This is a genomic window from Candidatus Methanoperedens nitratireducens, from assembly GCF_900196725.1.
Taxonomy (GTDB): Archaea; Halobacteriota; Methanosarcinia; order Methanosarcinales; family Methanoperedenaceae; genus Methanoperedens; species Methanoperedens nitroreducens_A.
Map to the genome: position 1 here is coordinate 1 of NZ_FZMP01000226.1, position 1,265 is coordinate 1,265.

The following is a 1,265-nucleotide window of genomic DNA, read 5'->3' on the forward strand; positions in this document are numbered from 1 at the left end:
AGCATGAGACTTATGACGGTACAACTCCTCCACTTACTCCAATACACCCGCACATTTAAAATTATATCGACGGTGCGCCTGACATCGTCGAGCTTGTGAAGTTGTTAAGAGTAATCACTGCAAAGAACACCAGTAACGCAAAGCGCGGCAGCAGAAATCTTTGCGAGCTTTGAGAGCTTTGAGAGCTTTGCGGTGAAGTCGTAGCGTCGCTCTGCAGATCAATTGATACCAATGATAAGAAACATCTATGCAAGATTATTAAAGTAATTGAAGACTAATTATAATTATTACCTTTGATATAACTGAAATAGAAACATAAAATAAGGCAAAAATAAAATGAAGACTAAAAGCATAAAAATCGAAAGAAGTATAGAAGAAATTATCGAAATACTGAAGAACTTCGACTTTATCCATAGCGTTCTTCTTTTTGGCTCGCGCGCAAGAGGAAAAACCGGAAGAGATACTGATATCTGCATCATCCCTTCAAGAGAACTCAGCCTGAGAGACCGATTATCAATTGATTCTGCTGTACCCTCTGGTGTGGACATTTCAATATATTTTGATCTGCCTATCCATATCAGAAAGAGGATTTCCGAAGAAGGAAAGGTGCTTTATACAAAAGATATGTACCATTTGCTGACCCTTTTCAAGGAGAACGATTCAGAGTACAGCGGCTATAAGCGGTACAGGGAATATTACAACAAAGCGATCAGGGAAACAATGAGAAAGAGAATTAACAGGCGGGCTGGTTAAAGTGGATGTTGAGAGGGTAAAGGATAAATTAAGTGAGCTTCAGGTTTATATTGCAGAGCTTAATGAGGATCTTCCTGACGCAGAGGATGAGTATCTTGAAGAGCGCCTGAAGAGAAGAGCCTGCGAGAGAACCTTTCAGCTTGCCTGTGAGGATGTTCTGGATATATGTAACCTGATAATCGCGGGGAAAGGTCTTGGACTTCCAAAAGACAACAGGGATGCAATACAGAAGCTTGTGGATAATAAAATAATTTCCAAGAAACTTGGAGACAGACTTGAGAATATGGTGGGCTTCAGGAATCTTCTGGTTCACAGGTACGGTAAGGTGGACGACTCAAAAGCCTATCACTACCTGAGCGAAGAGATAAGTGATCTTTATGAATTCGCTGAAATAATTGGAAAGTTGACTTTTAAAGAATAACTGCAGTCTAATGTCTAAAGTTTAAAATTTTATCAACGCCAGTAACGCAAAGCATGGGAGTGTAACGTTAATGTCCAGAGACCTGTCGGGG

Annotated in this window: 2 protein-coding genes; both read left to right on the top strand. The window is 40.2% G+C overall.

Annotated elements, in window-relative coordinates:
- The first annotated feature begins 336 nt into the window (after positions 1-336).
- Positions 337-753: a nucleotidyltransferase domain-containing protein gene (locus tag MNV_RS16685; protein ID WP_096207076.1), complete on the top strand. Its 417-nt coding sequence runs from the start codon at positions 337-339 to the stop codon at positions 751-753.
- A gap of 1 nt (position 754) precedes the next feature.
- Positions 755-1,174: a type VII toxin-antitoxin system HepT family RNase toxin gene (gene hepT, locus MNV_RS16690; protein ID WP_179294049.1), complete on the top strand. Its 420-nt coding sequence runs from the start codon at positions 755-757 to the stop codon at positions 1,172-1,174.
- The last annotated feature ends 91 nt before the right edge of the window (positions 1,175-1,265 follow it).